At 69.8% G+C, this 26,239-nt stretch carries 21 protein-coding genes and 1 riboswitch; of the genes, 17 read left to right on the forward strand and 4 right to left on the reverse strand.

Going from position 1 to position 26,239, the window contains the following annotated elements; genetic code table 11:
• The first annotated feature begins 154 nt into the window (after positions 1–154).
• The 3 genes from topA (at position 155) to HPO96_RS33140 (ending at position 6,176) form a co-directional block, all read left to right on the forward strand.
• Positions 155–2,896 carry a type I DNA topoisomerase gene (gene topA / locus HPO96_RS33130; RefSeq protein ID WP_171678339.1) on the forward strand — a complete coding sequence of 914 codons (2,742 nt, stop codon included), beginning with the start codon at positions 155–157 and terminating at the stop codon, positions 2,894–2,896.
• 9 nt (positions 2,897–2,905) lie between these two features.
• Entirely contained in the window at positions 2,906–3,337 is a 432-nt protein-coding gene (locus HPO96_RS33135; RefSeq protein ID WP_171678340.1) for a transcriptional repressor, read from the forward strand.
• A gap of 67 nt (positions 3,338–3,404) precedes the next feature.
• The gene (locus tag HPO96_RS33140) at positions 3,405–6,176 is read left to right on the forward strand and encodes a glycoside hydrolase family 2 TIM barrel-domain containing protein (protein WP_337796913.1); all 2,772 of its coding nucleotides are present in this window, start codon (positions 3,405–3,407) and stop codon (positions 6,174–6,176) included.
• A 125-nt stretch (positions 6,177–6,301) separates the two neighbouring features.
• Here the strand turns inward: HPO96_RS33140 and HPO96_RS33145 are convergent, their stop codons facing one another.
• Complete coding sequence (locus HPO96_RS33145) at positions 6,302–7,723, reverse strand: aminotransferase-like domain-containing protein (protein WP_171678341.1); 1,422 nt, start codon at positions 7,721–7,723, stop codon at positions 6,302–6,304.
• 64 nt (positions 7,724–7,787) lie between these two features.
• Between HPO96_RS33145 and HPO96_RS33150 the strand changes: the two genes are divergently transcribed.
• The 7 genes from HPO96_RS33150 to HPO96_RS33180 all read left to right on the forward strand — a co-directional run bounded on the left by HPO96_RS33150 (position 7,788) and on the right by HPO96_RS33180 (position 16,334).
• Complete coding sequence (locus HPO96_RS33150; RefSeq protein ID WP_171678342.1) at positions 7,788–8,900, forward strand: pyridoxal phosphate-dependent aminotransferase; 1,113 nt, start codon at positions 7,788–7,790, stop codon at positions 8,898–8,900.
• A gap of 10 nt (positions 8,901–8,910) precedes the next feature.
• Positions 8,911–10,896: a dTMP kinase gene (gene tmk / locus HPO96_RS33155; RefSeq protein ID WP_171678343.1), complete on the forward strand. Its 1,986-nt coding sequence runs from the start codon at positions 8,911–8,913 to the stop codon at positions 10,894–10,896.
• The gene (locus HPO96_RS33160) at positions 10,893–12,062 is read left to right on the forward strand and encodes a DNA polymerase III subunit delta' (protein WP_171678344.1); all 1,170 of its coding nucleotides are present in this window, start codon (positions 10,893–10,895) and stop codon (positions 12,060–12,062) included. The genes tmk and HPO96_RS33160 overlap by 4 nt, the downstream gene beginning before the upstream one ends.
• Before the next feature lie 116 nt (positions 12,063–12,178).
• A complete protein-coding gene (locus HPO96_RS33165) occupies positions 12,179–12,847 on the forward strand; it encodes a DUF4190 domain-containing protein (RefSeq protein ID WP_171678345.1) in 669 nt (222 codons plus the stop codon).
• Positions 12,848–12,862: 15 nt separating this feature from the next.
• Positions 12,863–13,804, forward strand: coding sequence for a DUF4190 domain-containing protein (locus HPO96_RS38680; RefSeq protein WP_171678346.1), 942 nt, complete (start codon positions 12,863–12,865; stop codon positions 13,802–13,804).
• A 38-nt stretch (positions 13,805–13,842) separates the two neighbouring features.
• A complete protein-coding gene (locus HPO96_RS33175) occupies positions 13,843–14,799 on the forward strand; it encodes a PSP1 domain-containing protein (protein ID WP_171678420.1) in 957 nt (318 codons plus the stop codon).
• Positions 14,796–16,334 carry an alpha/beta fold hydrolase gene (locus HPO96_RS33180; protein WP_171678347.1) on the forward strand — a complete coding sequence of 513 codons (1,539 nt, stop codon included), beginning with the start codon at positions 14,796–14,798 and terminating at the stop codon, positions 16,332–16,334. The genes HPO96_RS33175 and HPO96_RS33180 overlap by 4 nt, the downstream gene beginning before the upstream one ends.
• Before the next feature lies 1 nt (position 16,335).
• On the opposite strand, the gene HPO96_RS33185 is transcribed toward HPO96_RS33180, so the two are convergent.
• Entirely contained in the window at positions 16,336–16,911 is a 576-nt protein-coding gene (locus tag HPO96_RS33185; protein WP_238355757.1) for a hypothetical protein, read from the reverse strand.
• A 127-nt stretch (positions 16,912–17,038) separates the two neighbouring features.
• On the opposite strand from HPO96_RS33185, the gene HPO96_RS33190 reads away from it, so the two are divergent.
• Entirely contained in the window at positions 17,039–17,380 is a 342-nt protein-coding gene (locus HPO96_RS33190; RefSeq protein ID WP_171678349.1) for a sterol carrier family protein, read from the forward strand.
• A gap of 129 nt (positions 17,381–17,509) precedes the next feature.
• On the opposite strand, the gene HPO96_RS33195 is transcribed toward HPO96_RS33190, so the two are convergent.
• Positions 17,510–18,307: a hypothetical protein gene (locus HPO96_RS33195; protein WP_171678350.1), complete on the reverse strand. Its 798-nt coding sequence runs from the start codon at positions 18,305–18,307 to the stop codon at positions 17,510–17,512.
• Between the two features lie 124 nt (positions 18,308–18,431).
• On the opposite strand from HPO96_RS33195, the gene HPO96_RS33200 reads away from it, so the two are divergent.
• From HPO96_RS33200 to HPO96_RS33225, 6 genes are all read left to right on the forward strand, one after another.
• Positions 18,432–19,733 (forward strand): MFS transporter, encoded by a 1,302-nt coding sequence (locus HPO96_RS33200; RefSeq protein WP_171678351.1) that lies wholly within the window; start codon positions 18,432–18,434, stop codon positions 19,731–19,733.
• Positions 19,734–19,746: 13 nt separating this feature from the next.
• Positions 19,747–20,691 (forward strand): hypothetical protein, encoded by a 945-nt coding sequence (locus HPO96_RS33205; protein ID WP_238355758.1) that lies wholly within the window; start codon positions 19,747–19,749, stop codon positions 20,689–20,691.
• A gap of 32 nt (positions 20,692–20,723) precedes the next feature.
• Positions 20,724–20,902, forward strand: a riboswitch (cobalamin riboswitch).
• A 23-nt stretch (positions 20,903–20,925) separates the two neighbouring features.
• Positions 20,926–21,951, forward strand: a complete 1,026-nt coding sequence (locus HPO96_RS33210) for an ABC transporter substrate-binding protein (protein WP_171678352.1) — start codon at positions 20,926–20,928, stop codon at positions 21,949–21,951.
• Positions 21,948–22,952, forward strand: coding sequence for a FecCD family ABC transporter permease (locus HPO96_RS33215; protein ID WP_171678353.1), 1,005 nt, complete (start codon positions 21,948–21,950; stop codon positions 22,950–22,952). Before HPO96_RS33210 ends, HPO96_RS33215 begins: the two co-directional genes overlap by 4 nt.
• Before the next feature lie 20 nt (positions 22,953–22,972).
• Complete coding sequence (locus HPO96_RS33220) at positions 22,973–23,971, forward strand: FecCD family ABC transporter permease (protein WP_337796914.1); 999 nt, start codon at positions 22,973–22,975, stop codon at positions 23,969–23,971.
• Between the two features lies 1 nt (position 23,972).
• Complete coding sequence (locus HPO96_RS33225; protein WP_171678355.1) at positions 23,973–24,755, forward strand: ABC transporter ATP-binding protein; 783 nt, start codon at positions 23,973–23,975, stop codon at positions 24,753–24,755.
• Here HPO96_RS33225 and pdxR read toward each other — a convergent pair.
• Positions 24,752–26,215: a MocR-like pyridoxine biosynthesis transcription factor PdxR gene (gene pdxR, locus HPO96_RS33230; RefSeq protein ID WP_171678356.1), complete on the reverse strand. Its 1,464-nt coding sequence runs from the start codon at positions 26,213–26,215 to the stop codon at positions 24,752–24,754. The two genes, HPO96_RS33225 and pdxR, sit on opposite strands and share 4 nt — an antisense overlap.
• Positions 26,216–26,239 lie beyond the last annotated feature (24 nt).

A 26,239-nucleotide genomic window follows, 5' to 3' on the forward strand; every position in this document is an offset into this window, starting at 1 on the left:
GGCCGACGGGTGACCGGTTACCGTGCGTTGACGAGCGCGGAGGAAATCCGTTGTCGGCGGCCGTACTCTGTCCTCGGACGGACCGGCCGTGCCGGGGGAACACAACACCCGGTCACGGGCGTTGACGGCCACAACGAGGAGCGGAAGGAGCACGGTGGCAGGGGCAGCAGGGACGAAGACGACGGCGGGAACCCGTCTGGTGATCGTCGAGTCGCCGAAGAAGGCGCGGATGATCGCCGGTTTCCTCGGGTCCGGGTACGTGGTGGAGTCCAGCTTCGGCCACATCCGGGACCTGCCGAAGGGCGCGGACGAGATCCCGGCGAAGTACAAGGGACTCCCATGGGCCCGGCTCGGCGTGAACATCGAGGACCACTTCGATCCGCTGTACGTGGTGCCGGCCGACAAGAAGGCCCAGATCCGGAAGCTGAAGGATCTGCTCAAGGACGCCGACGAGCTCTTCCTGGCCACCGATGAGGACCGCGAGGGCGAGGCGATCGCCTGGCACCTGCTGGACGAGCTGAAGCCGAAGGTCCCGGTCAAGCGGATGGTCTTCCACGAGATCACCCCGAAGGCGATCCAGGACGCCGTCGGCGCGGCCCGGGACATCAACGAGTCGCTGGTCGACGCCCAGGAGGCGCGCCGCATCCTCGACCGGCTGTACGGCTACGAGGTCTCGCCGGTGCTCTGGAAGAAGGTCATGCCGAAGCTGTCGGCCGGCCGGGTCCAGTCGGTCGCGATCCGGATGGTGGTCGACCGCGAGCGGGAGCGGATCGCGTTCCGCAGCGCCTCGTACTGGGACCTGGACGCCACCCTCGACGCCGGTGAGAGCCGGACGCCGCGGCAGTTCCCGTCCCGGCTGGTCGCCGTCGACGGCGCCCGGGTGGCCCAGGGCCGCGACTTCGCCGCCACCGGCGAGCTGAAGAGCGCGAACACCGTCCACCTGAACGAGGCGACCGCGACGGCGCTGGCGAGTGCGCTGGCCGACTCGCAGTTCACGGTCCGCTCGATCGAGTCCAAGCCGTACACCCGCAAGCCGTACGCGCCGTTCCGGACGACGACCCTGCAGCAGGAGGCCGGCCGCAAACTCGGCATGTCCGCCTCGCAGACGATGCAGATCGCCCAGCGGCTCTACGAGAACGGCAACATCACCTATATGCGTACCGACAGCGTCACGCTGTCGGACACCGCGATCACCGCGGCCCGGGCGCAGGTCCGCGAGCTGTACGGCGCGTCGTACCTGCCGGACAAGCCGCGCGTCTACACCTCCAAGGTGAAGAACGCCCAGGAGGCGCACGAGGCGATCCGGCCGGCCGGCGAGCACTTCCAGACCCCGGCGCAGACCGGCCTGTCCGGTGCGGAGTTCCGGCTCTACGAGCTGATCTGGATGCGCACGATCGCGTCCCAGATGAAGGACGCCGCGGGGAACAGCGTCTCGATCAAGATCGACGCGACGGCGTCCACCGGCGAGAAGGTCGACTTCACGTCGTCCGGCCGGGTGATCACCTTCCACGGCTTCCTGAAGGCGTACGTCGAGGGCGCGGACGACCCGTCCGCCGGGACGGACGACCAGGAGACCCGGCTGCCGGATGTCGCCGAGGGCGACGTGCTGCCCGCGATCGAGGTGCTCGCCTCCGGTCACGAGACCAAACCGCCGGCGAGGTTCACCGAGGCCACCCTGATCCGTGAGCTCGAAGAGCGCGAGATCGGCCGGCCGTCGACGTACGCCTCGATCATCGGCACCATCCAGGCCCGCGGGTACGTGTACAAGAAGGGCACCGCCCTGGTGCCGGCCTGGCTGGCGTTCGCCGTCGTCCGGCTGCTCGAGGAGCACTTCACCCGGCTGGTCGACTACACCTTCACCGCCTCGATGGAGGACATCCTCGACGAAGTTGCCGCGGGCAACTTGCAGCGCGAGGGCGTGCTCGGCCGGTTCTACTTCGGCGACGAGGACACCGAGGGCCTGCAGTCGATGGTCACCGATCTGGCCGATATCGACGCCCGCGAGATGTCGACGTTCCCGGTCGGGGCCGCCGACAGCGGCGTCGTCGTCCGGGTCGGGCGCTACGGGCCGTACGTCGAGGGCAAGGACGAGCGGCGCGCCAACGTGCCGGAGGACCTCCCGCCGGACGAGCTGACCGTCGAGAAGGCGCTGGAGCTGCTGGAGCAGCCGTCCGGCGTCGAGCACGAGCTGGGCAACGCGCCGGACAGCGGCCTGAAGGTCGTCGCCAAGGCGGGCCGGTTCGGGCCGTACGTGACCGAGGTGCTGCCGGAGGACGCGCCGAAGGGCGCCAAACCGCGGACGGGCTCGCTGCTGAAGTCGATGCAGCTGGACACCATCGACCTCGACGACGCGATGAAGCTGCTCTCGCTGCCCCGGGTGGTCGGCAAGGACCCGGAGTCCGGTGACGAGATCACCGCGCAGAACGGGCGCTACGGGCCGTACCTGAAGAAGGGCACCGACTCGCGGTCGCTGGCGACCGAGGAGCAGATGTTCGAGATCACCCTCGAAGAGGCGCTGAAGATCTACTCGGAGCCGAAACAGCGTGGTCGCCGGGCCGCCGCGCCGCCGCTCAAGGAGCTCGGCGAGGACCCGGAGTCCGGTAAGCCGGTGGTGGTGAAGGAGGGCCGCTTCGGTCCGTACGTCACCGATGGGGAGACCAACGCGACGCTGCGCAAGGACGACTCGATCGAGTCGATCTCGCTGCTCCGCGCGGCCGAGCTGCTGGCCGACAAGCGGGCTCGCGGGCCGGTGAAGAAGACCGCGAAGAAGGCGCCGGCGAAGAAGGCCGCGGCCAAGAAGACCGCGGCCAAGAAGACGGCTGCGAAGAAGACGGCGACGAAGAAGACGGCGGCCAAGAAGACCACCGCCAAGAAGACGGCTGCGAAGAAGTCCTAGGGGGCGCGCGTGACGAGTGCGGTCGAAGTCACTGCCCAGCGGCTGCGGGACCGGGGTGAGCGCGTCACCCCGGCCCGGCTCGCGGTGGTCGAGGTGCTGGCCGGCACCGAGGAGCACCTGAGCGCGGAGCAGATCGGCGAGCGGGCCGAGCAGCTCCGGCCGGGGATCCACCGGGCCACCGTCTACCGGGCGCTCGACGCGCTCGGCGAGTTCGGGCTCGTCACACATGTCCACCTCGGTCGCGCCGGGACGACGTACCACCTGGCGGGCGATCTGGCCCCGCGGCACCTGCACCTGCGCTGCGGCCAGTGCGGCACGGTGTACGACGCCCCCGGCGACATCCTGGAGTCGGCGCGGAAGAAGGTCGCCCGCGAGCTCGGCTTTCAGCTCGCGCCCGAGCAGGTCGCGCTGGTCGGCGTGTGCAAGGAGTGTCGGGCCTGATTCGCCCTGTCCATACTTGTTGACGAGTGTGGATTTTTGAACAAGTCCGGGCTTAAAGTCATGACTTGTGACGGATGACCTGAGCTATGTCGAGGACTTCGCCCCCGGTGAGAACGTGCTGCCGGCGCGGGCGTGGCTGGATGACGACACCGAGCGCGTCGCGCTCGGTGGGGACTGGAGCTTCCGGTTGTCGCCGAGTGTCGCCGACGCGCCGGACGACCTGAAGGACCCGGACACCTCCGGCTGGGACACGCTTGCCGTCCCCGGCCACTGGCAGCTGAGCGGGTACGGCGCCCCGGCGTACACCAACGTGGTCTACCCGTTCCCGCTGGAGCCGCCGTACGTACCGACGGACAACCCGACCGGGGACTACGTGCGGACGGTCGCCGTCCCGGCGTCGTTCGCCGGGGCGCGGGTGGTGCTGCGGTTCGAGGGCGTGGACTCGCGGTTCAAGGTGTACGTGAACGGGTCGGCGGTCGGGTGGTCGTCCGGGAGCCGGCTGCCGAGTGAGTTCGACGTGACGTCGCTGGTGACGCCGGGGTCCGAGGCGCGGATCGCCGTCCGGGTGCATCAGTGGTCGGCCGGGTCGTACGTCGAGGACCAGGACATGTGGTGGTTGTCCGGGATCTTCCGCGAGGTGAACCTGCTGGCCCAGCGGCCGGAGGCGGCGACCGACGTCTTCGTGCACTCGTCGTACGCCGATGGCGTCGGCACGCTGCGCGTCGATGCGGACGTCGCGGGGACGGTCGTCGTACCGGAGTTGGGGCTGGAGACGCCGACCGGGGTCGAGGTGACCGCGCCGGTCGAGCCGTGGAGCGCCGAGGTGCCGCGGCTGTACGACGGCGTGCTGCAGACGGCCGGCGGTGCCGTGCGGCTGCGGATCGGCTTCCGGACGGTCGCGATCGCGGACGGCGTCCTGACCGTGAACGGGAACCGGGTGCTGTTCAACGGCGTGAACCGGCACGAGTTCCACCCCGACCGCGGGCGGGCGCTGACCGAGCAGGACATGCTGGACGACGTCCTGATCATGAAGCGGGCCGGGATCAACGCCGTCCGCACCAGCCACTACCCGCCGCACCCGCACTTCCTGTCGCTGTGCGACGAGTACGGCCTGTACGTCGTCGACGAGTGCGACCTGGAGACGCACGGGTTCGGCTACGAGCCCGAGCCGCCGGACCTGCCGAACCCGGTGATGGACCCGCGCTGGCGTGACGACCTGGTCACCCGCATGCAGCGGATGATCCACCGGGACAAGAACCATCCGTCGATCGTGATCTGGTCGCTCGGCAACGAGTGCGGGATGGGCGAGAACCTGAAGGCGATGTACGACGCCGCCAAGGAGCTCGACCCGTCGCGGCCGGTGCACTACGAGCGCGACCTCGAGGCCGAGTTCGTCGACATCTACTCGCGGATGTACACCGACCCGGCCGGCTGCGCGGAGATCGGCGCCGACGCCTCGAAGTACCGGAACCTGCCGTTCATCCTCTGCGAGTACGGCCACGCGATGGGGAACGGGCCGGGCGGCCTGCTCGACTACCGGGACGTCTTCGACAAGTACCCGCGCTGTCAGGGCGGCTTCATCTGGGAGTTCATCGACCACGGCCTGCGGACCACGATCGACGGTCGCGAGGTCTACGCCTACGGCGGCGACTTCGGCGAGACCATCCACGACGGCAACTTCGTCTGCGACGGCCTCCTCTTCCCCGACCGCACCCCGTCGCCGGGGATGCACGAGTTCATCAAGGTCATCGAACCGCTGCGCATCCTTGCTGCTGGCAACGGTGCGATCTCGATCACCAACCGCCACGAGGTCCTCGACACCGGCCACCTCACCTTCACCTACAAGATCGAGGCCGAAGGCAACCAGCTGACCACCGGCACTCTCGACGTCCCCACGATCGCCCCCAGTGCAACCGTCGAGGTAGCGCTCCCCGCCCACGACGCGTCAGCCCCCGAGACCTGGCTGACCGTCACCGCCGCCCTCACCGAGCCCACACCCTGGGCCGAAGCCGGCCACCGCATCGCCTGGGGCCAACTCCGCCTCGACGAGCCCGCGGCGGCCGCACCTGCAGTCAGCGGTTCGCCCGCGGAAGTTTCGGCTGGGGTGCGGGGGATTGCGGTTGGGGTGGTGTCGAATGCTCGGGTGGAGGTTTGGCGGGCTCCGATCGACAACGATGCGCAGCCGGGGGTTGTGGAGAGTTGGCGGGAGGAGGGGCTGCACCGGGTGCAGCAGCGCGTGGTCTCGCAGGGGGAGCGGGACGGGGCGTACGAGGTGGTGACGCGGACGGCGCCGCCCGCCCTGCAATGGGGGCTGCGGAGTACGTGGCGGTGGACGGCGACCGAAGGCGGCGTGCAGCTCGACTTGAGCGTGGTGCCGGAGGGACAGTTCCCGAAGGTGCTGCCGCGGTTGGGCATCACGTTCGAGCTGCCGAAGGTCGAGCGGGTCGAATGGTTCGGGACCGGGCCGAACGAGGCGTACGTCGACACTCGGGAGGCCGCGGCCGTGGGTAAGTACTCGGCGACGGTGGCCGAGCTGCAGACGCCGTACGTCCGTCCGCAGGAGAACGGCCACCGGATCGACACCCGCTGGGCCACCCTCGACGGCCTCCGAATCGATGCCGTAGGCACCCTTTTCGGCCTGACGGTCCGCGACTGGACCACCCACGACCTGGAGACCGCGACCCACGCAGCCGACCTCAAGCCCGGTGACGTCACCCACGTCACCCTCGACATCGCCCAAACCGGCGTCGGCACCGCCGCCTGCGGCCCCGCCCTCCCCGAGCGCGACCAGCTGAAGACAGCCCCGGCCAACCTGTCGGTCCGCTTCACCCAGCAGTAGCACGAAGAACAGGACGTAGCCAGCTACGCACACCGCCCCTCCCGCCCGGGCTGAGCCGCCAACCGGCTCAGCCCGGGCACCACCTCCTGTCCTTCATGCAACCCAACCCGACGTCCAAGAAGCCGTCAGATGGCGATGACGGGGCGGGTGGGTGGGCGGGTGGTGGGGGCTTGGTAGGTGTGCCAGGCGGTGGTCAGGCGGCGGACGGACTCGGTGAGGGTTGGGGTGGGGGTGTGGAAGTGGAGGCGGATGTGGGTGGAGCTGGCGGCGGTGAGGTCGAGGCCGGCGCCGGGGAGGACGGCGATGCCGTGGCGGAGGGCGGTTTGGGCGAAGGAGTTGCCATCGCCGTGGGGGAGGCGGATCCAGAGGACTTGGCCGCCTTGGATGGTGGGGAACGTCCAGGTGGGGAGGTGCTGGGCCAGGAGGGTCGTCAGGTGGGCGTGGCGGGATTGGAGGGTGGCGCCGACGTCCAAGGAGTCGAGTTGGGGCACGAGGTGGGCTGCGGCCAGTTGGGCTGGGACGTTGCCGCCCAGGTCGTGGACGGCGCGGAGGCGGGCGAGCCGCGTGATGAAGGGGGCGGTGGCGCGGACCCAGCCAATGCGCAGGCCGCCCCAGATGCTCTTGCTCAACGAGCCCACTGAGATGACTGAGGACCCGTACGCCGCGAGCGGCGTCGGCCGGGTTTGACCTGGAAAGCCGAGATCGGCTGGAACCTCGTCCTCGATCAGCGGGACGTCGGCAGCGGCCGCGGCGCGGGCCAGCCGCTGACGGTCCAAACGCGGCAGCACCGAGCCAGTCGGGTTGTGGTACGTCGGAATCACATAAGCCAACGCCGGACGCCGATCCCGGCACGCAGCCTCGAATCCGGCCAGCCCGACCGGCAGCCCGCGCAGTACGGCGCCCTCCTCGCGAAACACCTCCAATGCGCCCGGAAACGTCGGCGCCTCCGCCAACACCTGATCACCCGGCGACACCAGCGCATGGGCGAGCAGCGACAACGCCTGCTGCCCACCGTTCGTCACCAGCACCTGCTCGGCAACCGTCGGTACGCCGAGCCGCGTGTACCGCTCCGCAATCGCCGACCGCAGCGACAGATGCCCGTACGGGTAGTACCCGATGTCGCCAGTGATCCGGCCCAGCTCCGGGATCATCCGCGCATACGCCTCGGCCAGCTCCGGCGGCGGCTCACCGGGCGCCGCGCAGATCGCGAGCAGGACGCCGTCGTCCCGCGTCTCCAGCGAGCCCAGGAAGATCGGATCGGCGGGCGCGTCGTCGTCCGCGCCGGTCGGTGTGCCGGCCACGCGGGTGCCGCTGCCCTGGCGGCGGGTGATCCGGCCCTCCGAGCGCAGCAGGTCGTACGCCGCGACGACCGTCGTCCGCCCGACGGCGAGGGCCTCGGCCAGCGTGCGGTCGGGTGGCAGCAGGACGCCGGGCGGTAGCTCGCCGTCGTCGATCAACTGCCGCATCCGGGCCGCGAGCAGCACGTACAGCGGGCCGCGGCCGGACGACCAGCGGCCGAGGCGATCGCACAACTCGATTGGTCTCATCGGCAAACCAATTCTGCCGGATTGGCTCTGGGACGGCCAGCCCTCGGCCCAGACGATGAAGGACATGCCGACCTTTCCCGCGAACCCGCTGCAGTCCCTGTCCGAGATCCATCCGCGCTACGACCTCGGCGAGAGTTACGGCCCCGAGCTCCGGCTGGCGGACCTGCTGACACCCGAGCTGGGCGATCTGCCACTCGGCTACGGCACCGCGCAGGGCGATCCGGCGCTCCGGGCCGCGATCGCCGCGCAGTACGACGTCGAACCCGATCAGGTCGTGGTGACGATCGGAGCGCAGCACGCGATCTTCCTGCTCTCCTTCCTGCTGGCCGATCCCGGCAGCCAGGTCATTACCACCGCGCCGCTGTTCCCGTTGGCGCGCAACGTCTGCGAAACCATCGGTGCGGACGTCGAGGTCATCCCGCTGTCCTTCGACAGCGGCTATCAGGTGCGAGCGGACGACGTCCGTGCGCGCCTCACTCCGGACACCAAGCTGGTCAGTCTGGCCAGTCCGCAGAACCCATCTGGTGTCGCCGTCCCGCTGCCGGTCCTGCGAGAGATCAGCACGGCGATGGCCACGGTCTGCCCCGAGGCGGTGCTGCTGGTCGACGACACCTATCGGGTCGCCGCGTACGGCGATGACTCGGCTGCTCAGTCCGCGCTGGTCCTAGGGCCCAAGGTGGTGACCACTGCATCGCTGTCGAAGTGCCACGGCTCGGCCGGGCTGCGGGCCGGCTGGGTGATCAGCACGGATCCTGAGCTCGTGCAGCGGCTGACGACCGCCAAGTTCAGCACTGTGGTCAGCGGGTCGCCGGTGACCGAGGCGCTCGCCGTGCGGGTGTTCGAGCTGCAGGACGGCATCCTCGCCGAACGCCGCCAGCGGCTGGCGGACGGGCTCGCGGCGACAGCGGCCTGGGTGCAGGAGAACGCCGAGCTGGTCGAGTGGGTCCGGCCCGACGCCGGAGCCTTGTGCTGTATCCGATTGCGGCCTCAGCTCGACCTCGATCGGTTCCGGAGCGCCGCGGCCGGCCTCGGCGTCCGGCTGGCCGACGGCGAGTGGTTCACCGATGAGCCGCGCGTCTTCCGGCTCGGTTTCGGCTATCTGCCGCCGGTCGAGTTCAAGGCCGCGCTGGAGGCTCTGACCACCGCACTGCACAAGGCTGTCGTAGCACCCGACTAGTCTTGGCGGCGTGCCGGAGGCTTACGACCCGTTGACCGACCCTGCACCGGCGCACGACGTGCGCGCGGTGCTGCGGATCCGGGCGTTCCGGCGGCTCTGGATCGCGTTCGGGCTGTCCAGCCTGGGCGACTGGATCGGGCTGCTGGCGCTGACCGCGATGGCGAAGTCCTTCGCCGGTGACGACTACCAGGCGGCGAACTTCGCCATCGGCGGCGTGCTGTTCCTCCGGGTGCTGCCCGCGCTGGTGATGGGCCCGGTGGCCGGCTGGATCGCCGACCGGCTGGACCGGCGCTGGACGATGATCCTCGGCGACGTCATCCGGGCGGCGTTCTTCGTCAGCATCCCGATCGTCGGCACCCTCACCTGGGTGCTGGTCGCGACCGTGCTGATCGAGATCGTCAGCCTGGTCTGGGGTCCGGCCAAGGACGCCAGCGTGCCGAACCTGGTGCCCCGGCACCGGCTCGAGGCGGCCAACCAGATCAGCCTGATCACGACGTACGGGACGGCGCTGCCGGCCGCGGCGATCTTCACCACGATCACGCTGATCTCGCATTTCGCCGGTGACTTCGCGATCGACCTGGCCGTCTACGTGAACGCCGCGACGTTCCTGATCTCCGGGCTCGCGATCGTGTCGGTGGCCGAGATCGGCAAGGCCGTCCACGAGCACGAGGAACACCCGACGCTGTGGCGGACGATGGTCGAGGGCTGGACGTACGTGACCGGGACGCCGGTCGTCCGCGGGCTCGTGGTCGGGATCTCCGGCGCGTTCGCGGCCGGTGCGGTGGTGATCGGCCTCGGCCGCACGTACGTCGAGGATCTCGGCGCCGGCGACCCGGGGTACGGCGTCCTGTTCGGCGCGGTCTTCGGCGGTCTCGCACTCGGTATGGGGTTCGCCCCGCGGATCTTCTCCGGGCTGTCCCGGCGGCGGTTGTTCGCGGCCGGCCTGGTCGGCTCCGGGATCTGCCTGGCCGGGCTCGCGCTGATCCAGCAGATCGAGATCGCGACGATGATCGCGATCCTGCTCGGTTTCAACGCGGGCGCGTCCTGGGTGTCCGGTTACACGCTGCTCGGGCTCGAGGTGCCGGACGCCGTCCGCGGGCGCACGTTCGCATTCGTCCAGTCCGCCGTCCGTACGGTGCTGGCCGTGACATTGGCGATCGCGCCGTTCGTCGCGGGCGCCATCGGCCGGAACACGTTCACGATCAGCGAGCGCTCGGTCACCTACAACGGCGCCTCGATGACGATGCTGATCGCCGCGATCGTTGCCGGAGTCATCGGCTTGCTCGCCTGGCGGCAGATGGACGACCGGCCCGGTGTGCCGTTCTGGCGGGATGTCCGGCGCAGCTTCGGCAAGTCGCCGGGCGTCTACCCGACGACCGGGTTGTTCATCGCGCTCGAAGGCGGTGAGGGCGCGGGCAAGTCGACGCAGTCCGCGCTGCTCGTCGAGTGGCTGCAGGAGCAGGGCCAGCAGGTGCTGCTGACCCGCGAGCCGGGGGCGACCGAGCTCGGGCAGAAGCTCCGGCAGATCGTCCTCGACCCGGCGACCGGCGACATCTCGCATCGCGCCGAGGCGCTGATCTACGCCGCCGACAAGGCCGAGCACGTCGACTCGGTGATCAAACCCGCGCTGAAAGCAGGCGCGGTGGTGATCACCGACCGGTACGTCGACTCCGCGCTCGCCTACCAAGGCTCGGGCCGCGACCTGGATCTGTCCGACGTCGAGCGGGTGAACCGCTGGGCCACCGACGACCTCCGGCCGAACCTGACGATCCTGCTCGACCTGCCGCCGAAGAGCGGCCTCGGCCGCTTCGAGGAGCGGGACCGGATCGAGGCCCAGGCGCCCGACTTCCACGAGCGCGTCCGGGCGGCGTTCCTCGAGCTGGCCGCCGCCGAACCGCAGCACTACCTCGTCCTGGACGCCGCCCAGGACCGCGAGGCGATCGCCCAGCAGATCCGCGCCCGCCTGACTCCGATCCTCCCGAAGGTGGGCCCATGACGGTTTGGGATGACCTCGTCGGTCAAGAGCCGGCCGTCGCCGTCCTGCGGAAGGCCGTGGACGGCGCTGCGGCCGTGCTGCGCGGCGAGTCCGGTGCGGCCGTCGCGGGGATGACCCATGCGTGGCTGATCACTGGGCCGCCGGGGTCCGGCCGGTCGAATGCGGGGCGGGCGTTCGCGGCCGCGCTGCAGTGCCCGGACAACGGCTGCGGCGAGTGCAACGACTGCCGGACGACGCTCAGCGGCGCCCACCCGGATGTGTCGCTGATCCGCACCGAGCTGTTGTCGATCCGGGTCGGCGAGATTCGCGAGCTGGTCCGCAGGGCGGCGATGAGCCCGACCCAGGGCCGCTGGCAGGTGATGGTGATCGAGGACGCCGACCGGCTCACCGAGCAGGCGGCCGACGCGCTGCTGAAGAGTATCGAGGAGCCCGCGCCGCGGACGGTCTGGGTGCTCTGCGCGCCGACCGTCGAGGACGTCGTCCCGACCATCCGCTCGCGTTGCCGGCTGCTCGTGCTGCGGACGCCGCCGGTCGCCGCGGTCGCGGAGATGCTGGTCGGCAAACTCGGGATCGACGCGGAGCTGGCCGGGTTCGCCGCCCGCGCCGCGCAGGGTCACATCGGCCGGGCCCGCGCTCTGGCGCGTGACGAGGAGGTCCGGTCGCGGCGGTCGAAGGTGTTGGAGGTGCCGTTCGCGCTGCGCGATATCGGCGCCTGTCTGAAGGCCGCGCAGCAGCTCGTCGAGGCGGCCAAGACGGAGGCCAAGGCGAGTGCGGAGAAGGTCGACGAGAAGGAGCGGCTCGCGCTCGAGCAGGCGCTCGGCGTCGGCACGAAGGGCGCCCGGCCGCGGGAGGCCGGCGCCGCGATCAAAGAGCTCGAGGACCAGCAGAAGGCGCGTGCCAAACGCTGGGAGCGCGATGTGCTCGACCGGTCACTGGTCGACCTGATGGCGCTCTACCGCGACGTCCTGATCGTCCAGACCCAGGCCGGTACCGAGCTGATCAACGCCGAGCTGAGCCGCCCGATCGAGCAGTTCGCCGCCCGGACGACACCCGAGCAGACGATCCACCGGATCGACGCGATCGCCGGCTGCCGGGAGGCGATCGAGACCAACGTCGCCCCGCTGATCGCGCTCGAGGCGATGGCCATCGCGCTATTCGAGGGCTGAGACGCTCGTCCGGTGCTCGGGCGACCGCTGTAACACCAGCGGCGATCCTGGCGATGTCCGTGTGTCCGGGCAAAGCAGACCGCTCGGCAGAAGCGCCGAACGGACCCGAAAACTCGATGACGCAGCCGCCCCCTCCGATCCAGCCTGCGCGGCCGGCGTTGCCGTCCGCGGAGTCCTGGCTGGCCGGGGTGCCGACGCCGGCGCAGCAGCGGCAGGACCGGTACGCCGTGGCGGCGCTGGTGACGAGTCTGCCGGGTATGGTGCCGATCGCGGTGGTGCTGGCCGGGATCGCGCTGCGCCGGATCAAGCGCACCGGCGGCCGCGGTAAGCGGTTCGCGTACGGCGCGCTGGTGATCAGCCTGTGCTGGGTGATCATGACGTCGGTCGCCGTCGCACTCGGCCTGGCCGACCGGATCCGGACCGGCGTCGGCGAGACCGTGCCGATCGCCCGGGTCGAGGTCGGCCGCTGTTTCGACGCGGATCTGGAGGCCGAGACGCTGCGTCAGGTCCGGATCGCGCACTGTGCGAGCCCGCACACCGGCGAGGCCTACGCGACCGTGCGCGCGGAGCTGACCGGCAAGGACGCCGAGGCCACCCAGACGATCGCCACCCAGCAGTGCGCGACCGCGTTCCGCGAGTTCATCGGCAAACCGTACGAGGATTCCGAGCTGGACATGTACTTCGTCGTCCAGGAAGATCGTGCTGTTGCTGATGGCAACGTGTTGTGCCTGGTCGGGATGCCGGGGAAGAAGCTGACCGGCAGTGTGCGTGGATCGCAGCGGTAGGAACTGGGGGAAACCGTGAGTCAACCGCCCTACGGACCGGACCCCGGTCGTCCGCAGGACCAGCCGCCGGCGTTCCCGACGTACGGCCGGCCGGAGCAGCCGCCGGCGCCGCAGCAGCCCTCGGGCTGGGCCGCGCCCGGCCAGCCGACGCCGCCGCAGCCGCCACCACCGGCCCAGCCGCAGCCCACACCGGCGTACCAGCCCGGCCCGTATCAGCCAGGTCCGCCGCAGCCCAACCCTTATCAAGCGGCGCCGCAGCAGGGGTTCGGGCAGCCGTACCCGCAGGCGTACGGCTACGGCTACCCGGCGCAAGGCGCATCGAAGACCAACCCGATGGCGATCGCCGCGATCGCCTGCGGTCTCGGCGGGCTGGCGACGATGATCTCGGCGCCGTTCGGCGTCGGCTTCGGGATCGCCGCGCTCGTCCAGCTCCGTAAGCGCCCCGCCGAGACCGGTAAGGGACTGGCGATCACCGGCATCGTTTCGGGCGGGCTGATCACGCTCGGCTACGGGTTGTTGTTCACGCTGATCGCCGTCTTCAGCTCCGGCGTCGACGACGATCCGTACAGCGCGCCCCTGCCCGGCACCAGCACCTCCGGCACGTACGTCGACGAGCTGGCCGTCGGCGAGTGCTACGACGACGGCGACGAGGACGGCGAGGTCACCCGCCGTGACTGCGCCCGCCCGCACGACGGCGAGGTCATCTCGAACGTGACGCTGCCCGACGGCCCGTACCCCGGTGACGCCGAGGTCGACCGGCTCGGCAAGGTCCGCTGCGGTGAGGAGTTCGCGACCTACGTCGGGAAGACCGCGGACAAGTCCGAGCTGGACCTGGCCTGGTGGACGCCGACGAAGCGGCTCTGGGAACGCGATCACGACCGTCTGGTCGTCTGCTCGGCGTACGGCGCCGCGTCCGGCGATCGGCTGACCGGCTCCGTGAAAGGCACCAAACGCTGATCGATTCCCGGCGCGGCAAGTACGCTGGCCGCGTGGGCATGGTGATGGCGGTGTCGTTCGAGCGCTACGGGCGGCTCTACTACCTGGACCCCGGCCCGCATCGTCCGCGCGTCGGGGAGAAGGTGCTGGTCCCGACCGACGACGGTCCCGAGGTCGCCGAATGCGTCTGGGCGCCGCAGTACGTCACCGAGGAGATCGGCGGGCTGCCGGAGTGTGCGGGCATCGCCACCGCCGCCGATCTGGACCGCGACGAGCAGAACCGCGAGCGCCGGGCCGACGCCCGGGTGATCGCGAAACGGCTGATCCGGCAGCACGACCTGCCGATGAAGGTGGTCGGGATCGACTTCGTCGACCGGCGGGCCGACGTCGACCAGCTGGTCATCGTGTACTTCTCCGCGCCGCATCGGGTCGACTTCCGCGAGCTCGTCCGGGAGCTGGCGCGCGGCCTGCGGGCCCGGATCGAGCTGCGCCAGGTCGGCGCGCGCGACGAGGCGCGGCTGCAGGGCGGGATCGGGCCGTGCGGGCGCGACCTGTGCTGCGCGACCTTCCTGAAGGACTTCGAGCCGGTCAGCGTCCGGATGGCCAAGGACCAGGACCTCCCGCTCAACCCGCTGAAGATCTCCGGCGCCTGCGGCCGCCTGATGTGCTGCCTCAAGTACGAGCACCCGCTCTACCAGGAGTTCAACGCCAAGGCCCCGGCCGTCGGCACCGCGGTGGAGACCCCCGCGGGTGATGGAGTGGTGGTCGGGCACAACGTGCCGAGTGACACGGTCGTGGTCCGGTTGGCGGCGTCCGGGCGGCGCTGCGCCTGCAGCCGGGCGGATGTCTGCTCGCCCCGGCAGCAGTACGAGGCCTCCAGTACGACGACGCCCGACGCGCCGCCGGTCGTGCCGGAGGCGGTCGTCGAGGGCCCGGAGACCAAAGAACAACGTCGCCAGCGCAAACCCCGCCTTCGGCGTCGCCTGAACCAGGACGAGGGAGAATCCGAGCAGTGAAGCTCAGCAGGACAACCGTCGTACTAACTACCTTCGCGGTGCTGCTGAGCGGATGCGGTGTGGCGAGCCGGGCGCAGGACGCCGACCGGGGTGGCAGCACCACGGGCGGGCCGCGGCCGTCGTCCGGTCCGGTGGGGCCGATTCCGGCCGGGCTGGAGCAGTTCTACCAGCAGAAGCCGGATTGGGAGCGCTGCGGCAGCGGTCAGCAGTGCGCGACGATCACCGTCCCGCTGGACTACCAGAAGCCTGCTGGGAAGACCATCGAGCTGCAGGCCCGGAAGGTGCTGGCCAAGGATCGCGGCGGCCGGATCGGCACGCTGTTCATCAACCCGGGCGGCCCCGGCGGCTCCGGGGTCGACTTCGCGGAGTCCGCCGGGTTCGCTCTCGGTGCGAGCCTGCTGCGCAAGTTCGACGTGATCGGCTGGGATCCGCGCGGCGTCGGGAAGTCGACGCCGGTGAAATGCCTGAGCACCGAGCAGATGGACAAGTTCATCGCGACCGACGGCAGCCCGGACGACGAAGCCGAGATCACCCAGCTGAACGACCAGGCCAAGATCCTCGCCAACGGCTGTCAGCAGGGCTCCGGCGAGCTGCTGCCGCATGTCGGCACCAAGGACGCCGCGCGCGATATCGACGTCCTGCGTGGCATCGTCGGCGACGCCCAGCTGAACTTCCTCGGCTTCTCTTACGGCACCTACCTCGGCGCGACCTACGCCGAGCTGTTCCCGAAGAACGTCGGCCGGCTGGTGCTCGACGGCGCCGTCGACCCGGCCAAGACGTCCGAGGAGAACAACCTCGCCCAGGCGAAGGGGTTCGACACCGCGCTGGAGGCCTTCGCCGAGGACTGCGCGCAGCGCGAGTGCCGGCTGGGCCGTTCGAAGGCCGACGTCCTCGCACAGGTCGACAAGCTGCTCGCCGACACCGATGCCCAGCCGCTCCCGGGCGACGACGAGCGGCAGGTGACCCAGGCCGTGGCGGTGCTGGGCGTGATCTACCCGCTGTACGTCAAGGAGTCCTGGCCGCGGCTCGAGGACGCCGTGGTCGACGGGCTGAACGGTAAGGGCGCGCGCTTGCTCGCGCTGGTCGACGAGTACACCGACCGCAGCAGCTCCGGCTACGCCAACAACAGCGGTGAGGTCATCTACGCCGTGAACTGCGTGGATCGTCCGGACATCACGTCGCTGGCCGAGGCCAAGAGCGAGGCGGTCGAGTTCGCGAAGGAGTCACCGCGGTTCGGCCCGTACCTGCTCTGGGGCTCGCTGCCCTGTATGAACTGGCCGGTCAAGGCCGAGGACAAACCGCACCCGATCAAGGCGGCCGGTGCGAAGCCGATCGTCGTCGTCGGCACCACCCGCGACCCGGCCACGCCGTACGCCTGGTCCGTCGGCCTGGCCGAGCAGCTGGAGAGCGGCGTGCTGATCTCCCGGGACGGCGACGGTCACACCGGCTACAAGGCCGGCAACTCCTGCGTCGACCAGGCCGTCGAGACCTACCTGCTCCAGGGCGTCGCCCCCGCCGCTGACATCAAATGCTGAACTAGCTCGGCCGGTAGTCGGCGTCGGCCAGTTTGAGGGACGACGTCGCGCGCTCGAGGACGGCGCGCAGGCCGGCCTCGTCCTGCGGGCGGCCGCCGACGGTGATCTCGACCGCGGAGCTGTCGCCGTTGTCGGTGGAGATCCAGCGGGACAGGCCCATCCGCGGGCCGCGGGTCTTGTCGACGTAGGTGTACACGAGGGTGCCGTTGTCGCGGCTGATCACGGTCAGCTGCTGCTCCTGGATGCTCCGCTCGCGGTCGCTGACCTGGCGGTCGGGCGACTTGCTGCTGCCGCGGGTGTCGAAGCGGATCTGCCAGACGCCGGTCGGATCCAGGTACCGCGGGCGGGTGCCCTCCTGGGCGGACCGCCAGCCGGTGGGGATCTCGCTGGTCACCGGGGCCTTCTGGGTCCCGAACGTCTGCGCCGCGTACTGCAGGCTGTCGGCCTGCAGACCGTCACCGCGGGGCGACGGCGTCGTGGTGGGTTGACTCGTGACGGTATCGGTGGCCCGATCGCCGTCGTCGCGGTTGCCGTTGATGGCCAGCACGGTGCCGAAGACCGCAACACCGACGGTCATTCCCGCCAGTGTCATCAGCAGCGCCTGGTGCCTGGGCGTGAGCATCCCGACCTCGCTTCCCTGTCTCGCCCCTGATTATCGTCCACGAAGGGGGCGTCCCCACAATCGGCGCGTACGCTGGCACGTCGTGACCACGCCCTTCGATCAGGCCTTGCGGCGTTACGACGCCGGGACCGCCGAGCGCGCCGACCTGAAACTGCTGACCAAGGAGCTGCTGAAGCTGCTGGTCGCCAAGGCCCCCGGCCATGCGGTCGAGGTCCGGGTGCCGCCGTACGGCGCCGTCCAGTGCATCGAGGGGCCGCGGCACACCCGCGGGACGCCGGGCGCGGTGGTCGAGATGCCGGCCGAGCTGTGGATCGAGCTGGCGCTGGGCCGGACCGACTGGCCGGCCGCGCGCGGCTCCGGCAAGCTCCGCGCGAGTGGCGAGCGGACGGATCTGAGCGCTTGGTTGCCGCTCGTGACCGAATGATTACTTACCGGACAGAAAGGGGCCGCGACACCCCGCCCCGGGTGCCGCGGCTATAGATACAGACGCTCGGTCGGCCCAGAAAGTTCACTATTCGAAGAAAATCGAAAAGATTCTGGGCCGACCGGTATGTCAGCGCCCGGCGGTGTTGGTCCGCCAGACGACCGAGCGTCCGTTGATGATCTGCAGGTCGCCGCTGTTCTGCAGGACCAGGACCGAGCCCTTGCGGTTGGTCTTGCTCGACCACAGGGCCTTCTTGGCGGCGCTGTAGACGACCAGGTTGCCGTCGGCCTGCATGGCCGCGAACGCGCCCTTGCTCTGGGTCTTGGTGCTCCACAGCGGCGTCTTGCCCTTGACCAGGACCAGGTTGCCGTCACCCTGCATGTACACGCGGTAGGTGCGGTTCACCGACGTCATGTACTCCGGGTGCTTCAGGACGCGGTTGGCGCCGAGCGTGCCGACCACCATGTAGCGCGACCAGTTCGGCTTGTTCCGGGTGTTGTAGATCACCAGGTTGTTGTCGTTCTGGACGACGAGCCGCGCGTTCGCACTGGTGCCGGTGTTGCTCCGCCAGACGGCGGTCTTACCGGACACGACCTGCAGGTCGCCGTTCTTCTGCATCACCAGGACCGACGCCTTGCGGTTGGTGGCGGTCGACCACAGCGCGGTCTTGCCCTTGTAGAGCACCGCGTTGCCGTCGCCCTGCATGATGAACTTGAACTGCTTGTTCTTGGACAGGATGTACTGGCCGGCCTTGAGCTTCATGCCGGGCTTCAGCGTGTCCGAGGCCGCGGCGACGGCGGCGGGGGCCGTCGTGGCGGTGGGCGCGGCCTGCGCGGCCACGGGCGCAAGCAGGGTGGCACCTGCGGCGGCGGCCCCCGCGGCGAGGGTGGCGAACACCTTGGTGCGTGCCGACTTGGTCGAGATCATCCGGTTTCTCCGTCTTCAAAGGCTGGGTACCGACAGTCAGGATTGACGCCGAGGGCAACCAATCGGTTCCACCGTAGACACAAAAGGGTTCGTTTTAGCACGATCGAACTGACACTATGTGCCAGTGGCAGCAAGTTTCCGAGCGCGGCTGGCCCGGCTCCGTGTCGACCTGACTCCGTGGCGTGGTTCCCGGGACTTCCGGATCCTGCTGGTCTCGGGGTCGGTCTTCTTCCTGGGCGCGATGTTCGGCTACGTCGCGCTGCCGTTCCAGCTCTATTCGCTGACCCAGTCCAACTTCGCGGTCGGCGCGATGGGCCTGATCAACATCGTCCCGCTGGTCGTTTTCGGCCTGTACGGCGGCGCGCTCGCCGACCATGTCGACCGGCGCAAGATGCTGATCTTCACCGGTCTCGCCCAGGTCGTCGTCTGCGCCGTGCTGCTCGCGAACGCGCTGCTGGCGAGCCCGCAGGTCTGGGTGATCTACGTCTGCGGCGCGCTGAACGCGATCGCGGCCTCCTTGCAGCGGCCGAGCCGGGACGCGCTGTTCCCTCGCGTGGTCAAACATGCCGAGCTGCCGGCCGCCGTCGCGCTGAACGCGTTGACGCTGCAGGCCGGTCAGCTGGTCGGCCCCGCGCTCGGCGGCGTCCTGATCGGCACGGCGGGCGTGGCCTGGGCATTCGGGATCGAGCTGGTGGCGTTCGTGATCGCCACCTTGTTGTACCTGGGCCTCAAGCCCTACCGGGTCGGTGAGCATTCACAACCGCCGTCCTTGCGGGTGATCGGGCAGGGAATCCAGTACGCCGCCCGGCGCAAGGATCTGCTCGGGACGTACGTCGTCGACATGGTCGGGATGTTCATGGCGATGCCGATCGTGTTGTTCCCGGCGTTCGCGACCGACGTACTGAAGGAGCCGAAGCTGCTCGGGCTGCTCTACAGCGCGGAGGCGGTCGGCGCGTTGCTGGCGACGCTGAGCAGCGGCTGGACGCAGCGTGTGCACCATCACGGGCGCGCGGTGGTGCTGGCGGCCGCCTGCTGGGGTGCGGCGATCGGTGTGGCCGGGTTGGCGCCGAACATCTGGTTCGCGCTGGTCTTCCTCGCCTTGGCCGGTGCTTCCGACATGGTGTCCGGGCTGTTCCGGTCGGTGATCTGGAACCAGACCATCCCGGATGAGATGCGCGGCCGGCTGGCCGGGATCGAGATGCTCTCCTACATGCTCGGCCCGATGGGCGGCCAGAGCCGATCCGGCCTGGTGGCCGACCTGACGAGTGTGCGGACGTCGATTGTCAGCGGCGGCATCCTCTGCGTCGCCGGAGTCGCGGCCACCGCGGCCGCGCTCCGCGACTTCTGGCGGTACGACGCGCGCACCGATGAGCATGCGGTCCGCGAACGCGAGCTGCGCGCGGCAGCCGAGGCCAACGAAGCGTAGGCTTTGTCGCACCATGCGTATCCGTCCGGCAGTTCCGTTGGTGTTGTTCGCAGTGGTCGCCGCTGGGTGCGGTGGCCCTGGGCAGGAGACGGCGCCGAGCGTGCCGCCGCTGGTCTCGGTGCCGACGACGCCCAGCCTGACTCCGACCGAGACGCCGTCGACGCCGCCGTCCGCGAAGGTTGCCGACACGTTGTGCGTGCGGATGGATCAGGCATTGGTGCAGTCGACGCTCGCGGTGCCGCTGGTGGAGATTCAGCCGAAGCCGATGCCGGCCGAGTTCGGCGTGCCGATCACGTACGACGTCTGCCAGCTGCAGCTGAGCCAGCTGCCGAACGGGCCGGTGCTGCGGGTCGGCGTATCGCTGCAGCTGGCGACGAAAACGACGTTGGCCCAGCAGCAGAAGGCTTTGAAGGGTCAGGCCGCGGTCGTCGGTGAAGGCGGGTTCGGGAACGCGACTTCGGTGGTCTTCCTGTTCCAAGGGCGGTTGTACAAGGTGGCCGGGCCGAAGGCCACACTGGCGCAGTACGTCGTCCTCGCGCAGGACGTCGTCCGACAGATACCGGGCGTCCCGGCGCCGGAGACGCTGATCGTTCGCGAGGGCTGTGAGCGGGGGACGGCGGCCGTCGCGAAGGTGATGGGTGCGCAGGCGACGTACCGGCGGGACGGCGAGAACGAGCGCGGCGACCTGGTCTGCGGGTGGATCTCCACGAACGGCGTGCTGACGACGTCGGCCCGGCGGACGCCGCAGGCGGTCGCGATCATGACCGCCTTCCGGAAGCTGCCGACCGCGCAGACCATCCCGCTCGGCGAAGAGGCGTACGTCGACTCCGCCACCGGGCGGACGTCGATCCGGTTCGGCGACGACAAATTGGTCGACCTGGTGCCGCTGCCGGCCCGCGCGGTGGATCCGGACGCGATGACCCAGTTGGCGCTGGCGGTCGCCCGGCTGTACCGCTGACCACACTTCGGCGTGCGACCGCGTCGCGGGTGTTACTGTGGCGCCGCCGTGGTGTACGGGAAGCCGGTGCGGTACCGGCGCGGCCCTCGCCACTGTGATCGGGAGTTGACCGGCCGTTCCCTTCGGGGAGGTCACTGGCGCTTGCTGGGAAGACCAGGTCGGTGAACGCAGTCCCGTCAGCCAGGAGACCGGCCACGGCATGATCCGTCCACGAGGTGCTGGAGGAGCGGTTCCGTGCTGCGTACATCCGTCGTGTCGGTGTTGTTGCTGGGCCTGGTGGCCGGGTGTGGCAGTTCGGCTACGGCCGACGCCCCTGGTCCGGGTGCGACGACTGTGAAGAACTGCGGGATCGACGTCACCGTCGACGGTCCGCCGAAGCGGGTGTTCGCGGCGTACCAGCCCGCGATCGAGATGGCCCATGCGCTGGGGATCTCGGATCGGCTGGTCGGCACGGCGTATCTGGACTCCGAAGTGCTGCCGGAGTACGCCGATGCGCAGTCGAAAGCCAAGTACTACAAGAACCTGCCCAGCCGCGAGGAGTTGCTCGCCGCGAACCCGGACTTCGTGCTCTCGGGTTTCAACGACGTGTTCAGCGCCGGTGGCGGCAGTGATGAGAGCTTCGGCAGCCGCAAGAGCCTGTCCGAACTCGGCGTCCGGACCTGGATCTTCAGCCCGCTCTGCCCGACCGCGGACGGTAAGGGCGACGAGGCGATCGACCCGGCGAGCGTCTCCATGACCAACGTGTACGCCGATCTGCGCGACCTCGGCAAGCTCTTCGGCGTCTCGGATCGCGCGGAGCAGGTGATCGCGGATCAGGAGAAGCGGATCGCGGCGGTCGAGGCGAAGGTGAAGGACGCCCCGAAGCCGACGGTCGCGATCCTGCGGCCGGGAATGGAGGGCGGCGGGCTGACGGTCTCCGGCGGGCCGGACTTCGGGACCGTGCTGATCAAGCAGGCCGGTGGGGTGAACGCCTTCGCGGATCTGACGTCGAAGCGGAACGTGAAGATCGGCGTCGAGGAGCTGATCAAGCGCAACCCGGACTACATCTTCATCAGCGGGTGCTGTGATGCGGCGCTGACGCCGGCGTCCGCGCAGCCGGAGGTGGCGCGGATTCTGGCGAACCCGGCGTACCAGAACCTGAAAGCGGTGCGGAACAAGCAGGTTGTGCCGTGGCTGTTCGCCAACCACTCCGCTGGGGTGCGTGGCGCGCACACGACCGAGGACATCGCCAAGACCATTCACGCCGACCTGTTCAAATGATCAAGGGCGGCGGCTGGCGCGCGGCCGGGCTGCTGTTGTGCGGTGGAGTGCTCGCTGTGGCCGTGCTGCTTTCGCTGAGTGTCGGCAACCAGTTGTTCGGGGCGCACGACGTCTATCTGGCGCTGGCGGATTTCAGCGGCAGTGACAACGATCGGGTGATCCGGTATCTGCGAGTGCCGCGGACCGTGGCCGGGTTGCTGGTCGGGGTGGCGCTCGGGCTGGCCGGGGCGTTGATGCAGGGCGTGACGCGGAATCCCTTGGCGGATCCGGGCATTCTCGGGGTGAACGCCGGCGCCGCGGTGGCTGTGGTCGGGGCGATCGGCGTCCTCGGGGTGACGAGTCTGACGGCGTACGTGTGGTTCGCGATGGGCGGGGCGTTGGTGGCGACCGTCGTGGTCTACCTGGTCGGCGCGATCGGGCGGGGTGGTGCGACGCCGGTGAAGCTGGCGCTGGCCGGGGCGGCGATCTCGGCGCTGCTGGGATCGGTGACGTCGGCGATCACGTTGACGGATCTGTCGACGCTGAACGAGTTCCGGTTCTGGGTGGTCGGATCGTTGTCGATGGCATCGGGGCCGGTGGTCACGCAGGCGGCGCCCCTCGTTGCGGTGGGCATCTTGTTGGCGCTGGTGCTGGGGCGGTCGCTGAATCAGCTCGCGTTGGGGGACGAGTTGGCGCAGTCGTTGGGGACTCGGGTGCTGTTGGTCCGGGTAGCGGCCGGGCTGGCGGTGGTGGTGCTGGCGGGGACAGCGACGGCGATCGCGGGGCCGATCGGGTTTGTGGGGCTCGCCGTACCGCACGTGGCGCGGAGCCTGGTCGGAGCCGACTATCGGTGGATTCTGCCGTGGTCGATGGTGTTGGCGCCTGCGCTGTTGTTGCTGGCGGATGTGGTTGGTCGGGTAGTGGTTCGGCCTGCGGAGTTGCAGGTGGGGATCATCACGGCGTTGATCGGGGCGCCGTTGTTCATCGCGTTGGTGCGGCGTCGACGGACGGCGGAGCTGTGAGGACCGTGCGGGTCGGGCCCGTGTCCACTCGGGTGGACGTCGCGAGTCTGGTGGGGTCGAGTGTCGCGTGGGCGCTGACGCTGGTGGTGGGGGCGGTGTCGTTGACGGTGGGGGACTACCGGATTCCGCTGCCGGTGGTGCTCGATACGTTGGCCGGGCACGGGACGTTGATCCTGAACGACATCATCGTGAACAACCGGCTGCCGCGGGTGCTGGTCGGGATCGGCGTCGGGACGGCGTTCGCGGTATCGGGGGCGATCTTCCAGCGGCTGGCGCGGAATCCGTTGGTGAGTCCGGATCTGATCGGGGTGAACGCCGGGGCCGCGTTGGCCGCCGTCCTGATGATCACGGTGTTCGGGAGCGGCTGGATCCCGGCCGGGGCGCTGGCCGGATCGTTGCTGTCGGCAATTGCTGTGTACGTGCTGGCCTATCGGGGTGGGGTTTCGGGGTACCGGCTGGTGTTGGTGGGAATCGGGGTGACGGCGATCATCTCGTCGGCGACGGCGTACTTGCTGACGCTGGCGGATATCTATGCGGCGAAGAGCGCTTCGCAATGGCTGGCTGGGAGTTTGGCGGGGCGGACGTGGTCACACGCTTGGGTGATCGGCGGCGCGCTGGTGGTTTTGTTGCCGGCGGCATTGGCTTCGGCTCGGCAGTTGCGGTTGCTGGAATTGGGCGACGACCTGGCGCGGACGCTGGCCGGTCGGGTCGAGTTGTCGCGGGCGTTGCTGATCGCGATCGGGGTGGCGCTGGCGGCGATGGCGACCGCGGTGGCCGGGCCGGTGGCGTTCGTTGCGCTGGTCGCACCGCAGCTCGCACGGCGATTGGTCCGCGAGCGCGTTGCCGGGTTGCTGGCGGCTGGTGCGCTCGGGGCCTTGCTGGTAGTCGCGTCCGACCTGGTCGCCCGGGAGATCTTCGCGCCGACTGCGCTCCCGGTCGGCGTCATCACGGCCTTCCTCGGAGCGCCGTACTTACTCGTCCTGATGGCTCGTGCGAACCGCATCGGCCGAGGAGGCTGACATGTCCGAACTGCGCGCCGACACCCTGACGCTGGCCTACGACGGCCGCGTCGTCGTCCATGAGCTCTCGGTTCTGATCCCGCGCGGGCAGATCACTGTCATCGTGGGCGCCAATGCCAGCGGCAAGTCCACCCTCCTCCGCGGCCTGGCCAGGCTCCTGAAACCCCACTCCGGCACCGTTTACCTCGACGACACCAACCTGGCCACCCTCTCCGGCGCCACCCTGGCCACCCGCCTGGGCATGCTCCCCCAGCAACCGGTCGCCCCCGACGGAATCACCGTCTCCGACCTCGTCGGCCGCGGCCGCCATCCCTACCAGAAATGGTTCCGTCAGTGGACCCCCGCCGACGAACAAGCCGTCCACCAAGCCCTCCAAGCCACCGGCACCGCCGACCTCGCCGACCGCCCCCTCGACGAACTCTCCGGCGGCCAGCGCCAACGCGTCTGGCTCTCCCTCGCCCTGGCCCAAGACGCCCAAACCATGCTCCTCGACGAGCCGACCACCTTCCTGGACCTGGCCCACCAACTGGAAATCCTCGACCTGGTCCGCACCCTCAATCGCAGCCACCGCAAAACAATCGTCCTGGTCCTCCACGACCTCAACCTCGCCGCCCGCTACGCCGACCACCTGATAGCCCTCAAATCCGGCCACATAGCCGCCACCGGCACCCCCACCCAAGTAATCACCCCCACCACAGTCCACTCCGTCTTCAACCTCCCCGCCCAAATAATCCCCGACCCCCAAACCAATACCCCGTTGGTAATCCCCATTCCCCGCGACTAACTGCTGGAGACGAGTTGGGCGAGGGTTTGGATGGCTTGGGTCAGGGCGGTGGGGGGTTGGGCGGCGTAGCCGAGGACGAGGCCGGGGGCGGTGGGGAGTTGGGCGTGCCAGGAGAGGGGGTGGATTTTGATGCCTTGGGTGAGGGCTTGGGCGGCTAGGTGGGTGTCGTCGAGTGGGGTGGGGAAGGTGAGGGTGAGGTGGAGGCCGGCGGCGGCGCCGTGGATGGTTGCGGTGGGCAAGTAGGTGGTGATGGCGGCGACGGTGGCGTCGCGGCGGGTGCGGTGGCGGCGGTGGACGTAGCGGAGTTGGCGTTCGAGGTCGCCGGAGGTCATGAGGTGGGCGAGGGTCAGTTGGGGGAGGCCGGCGTTGCCCAGGTCGGCTCGGCGTTTGAGGGCGATGAGCTCTTCGCGGTAGGCCGCGGGCGGGACCATCCAGCCGATCCGGAGGGCGGGGGCGAGGAGTTTGGAGATGCTGCCGGCGTAGACGACCTGGTCGGCGAGCATCGAGCGGAGGGCCGGGACGGGCGGGCGGTCGTAGCGGTGCTCGGCGTCGTAGTCGTCCTCGAAGATCAGGCCGCCGTCGGCTGCCCAGCGCAGGAGGTCACGACGGCGTTCGCCTTCGAGGACGACGCCGGTCGGGAAGTGGTGCGCCGGCGTCACCATCACGACCTGCGCGCCCGACTCCCGGAGTACGCCGACCTGGATGCCGCGCTCGTCGACCGGGATCGGCGGCGTCGCCAGGCCCCACTCCTGCAAGTGCTGACGGGAGCCCAGCGAGCCCGGGTCCTCGACGGCGACCGACGTGATGCCACGACCGCGGAGGAGCTGGGCGAGCAGGCCGATCGCCTGCGAGACCCCGGCGACGACGATCACCTCGTCCGGATGGACGGCGATGCCGCGGTAGCGCGCCAGCCAGGTGGCGATCGCGCGGCGGAGGGCCGGCGTACCGGACGGATCGCCGTACCCGAAGGCGCTGGCTTCGAGGTTGTTGAGGACGGCGCGCTCGGCGCGTAGCCAGGCGGCGCGGGGGAAGGCGGCCAGGTCGGGTACGCCGGGGGTCAGGTCGATCCGGCAGGGGGCGGCGCGGAGGGCGTCGAAGATGTCGAGACCCGGCGTGTGGATGGCCGGGGCGGGGGCCGGGCCGCGGCGCTCCCGTGGCGGTACGGCGGGGGCCGCGACGACGACCGTGCCGGCGCGACCGCGGCCCGCGAGCTGACCGTCCTCGGTCAGCCGCTGGTAGGCCTCGGTGACGACGCCGCGCGACACCTGCAGCTCGTCCGACAGCCGCCGGCTCGCGGGCAGCCGGCTCCCGATCGGCAATCGACCGTCCGCGATCGCGGCGCGCAGCTCCTCGGTCAGCCAGTCCGCGAGCCCGCCCGCGGGTGCCTCCGCCGGGTTCAGCTGCAGGAAGTCGGCCGAGCCTTTGGACTGCTCGTTTACCCCAGTATTGGACCTGTCCACCGGACCATTGTCACGCGACCGTGG

It is taken from the genome of Kribbella sandramycini (genome assembly GCF_013131805.1).
GTDB classification, from domain to species: domain Bacteria; phylum Actinomycetota; class Actinomycetes; order Propionibacteriales; family Kribbellaceae; genus Kribbella; species Kribbella sandramycini.

Coding starts and splice junctions, on each gene's coding strand:
- HPO96_RS33145 (WP_171678341.1), bottom strand. CDS start 7,723: ATGAGACCAATCGAGTTGTGCGATCGCCTCGGCCGCTGGTCGTCCGGC.
- HPO96_RS33150 (WP_171678342.1), top strand. CDS start 7,788: ATGCCGACCTTTCCCGCGAACCCGCTGCAGTCCCTGTCCGAGATCCAT.
- HPO96_RS33160 (WP_171678344.1), top strand. CDS start 10,893: ATGACGGTTTGGGATGACCTCGTCGGTCAAGAGCCGGCCGTCGCCGTC.
- HPO96_RS33165 (WP_171678345.1), top strand. CDS start 12,179: ATGACGCAGCCGCCCCCTCCGATCCAGCCTGCGCGGCCGGCGTTGCCG.
- HPO96_RS33175 (WP_171678420.1), top strand. CDS start 13,843: ATGGTGATGGCGGTGTCGTTCGAGCGCTACGGGCGGCTCTACTACCTG.
- HPO96_RS33185 (WP_238355757.1), bottom strand. CDS start 16,911: ATGACCGTCGGTGTTGCGGTCTTCGGCACCGTGCTGGCCATCAACGGC.
- HPO96_RS33195 (WP_171678350.1), bottom strand. CDS start 18,307: ATGATCTCGACCAAGTCGGCACGCACCAAGGTGTTCGCCACCCTCGCC.
- HPO96_RS33205 (WP_238355758.1), top strand. CDS start 19,747: ATGCGTATCCGTCCGGCAGTTCCGTTGGTGTTGTTCGCAGTGGTCGCC.
- HPO96_RS33215 (WP_171678353.1), top strand. CDS start 21,948: ATGATCAAGGGCGGCGGCTGGCGCGCGGCCGGGCTGCTGTTGTGCGGT.
- HPO96_RS33225 (WP_171678355.1), top strand. CDS start 23,973: ATGTCCGAACTGCGCGCCGACACCCTGACGCTGGCCTACGACGGCCGC.